The organism is Bacillus sp. EB600, assembly GCF_024494385.1.
GTDB lineage: Bacteria > Bacillota > Bacilli > Bacillales > Cytobacillaceae > JAEVLT01.
The window spans coordinates 1-477 of sequence record NZ_JAEVLT010000161.1; the positions used below are offsets into that span (position 1 = coordinate 1).

General features: G+C 39.4%; 2 protein-coding genes. Both read right to left on the bottom strand.

All coding sequences use genetic code 11. The features are described from left to right. The coding region (locus tag JN080_RS29150) for an STAS domain-containing protein (protein ID WP_256239378.1) at positions 1–297 on the bottom strand (297 nt) is incomplete at its 3' end. Positions 298–300: 3 nt separating this feature from the next. Further along, a partial coding sequence (locus tag JN080_RS29155) for an STAS domain-containing protein (protein ID WP_483861555.1) occupies positions 301–477 on the bottom strand: 177 nt, incomplete at its 5' end.

A 477-nucleotide genomic window follows, 5' to 3' on the forward strand; every position in this document is an offset into this window, starting at 1 on the left:
TTGAAGGTGTATTCCTAGTTCAACTAATGTAATTGCAACAGCCGGTTGGATTCCAGTCAAAACCACTTCCGCCCCCATTAGCTTGGACATACTAATTACGTCGCCAAGGATTTTTGCAATGAATGAATCAATCATATCAATCGACGTTAAATCAATTACTACACCGTTTGCTTCGGTTTCGTGGATTTTACAAAGTAAATCCTCCTGAAATTGCAGGGCTGTTTGATCATCTAGTTCCCATTGAATCGAAACGAGCAGGCAATTATACAATTTTAAAATTGGTATTCTCCCAGTCATCTGTTACTCACCTACCGAAACAATTTTGCGATTGGTCATTTCTAACGCAGCTTCCACACCTTTTTGCAGGCTGTTTTTTGTAATGACTTGATTCAAATTAATGCCTAAATTTACGATTGTTTGAGCAATTTCCGGCCGGATTCCCACGATTAAACATTTTGCCCCTACCAATCTTACGGC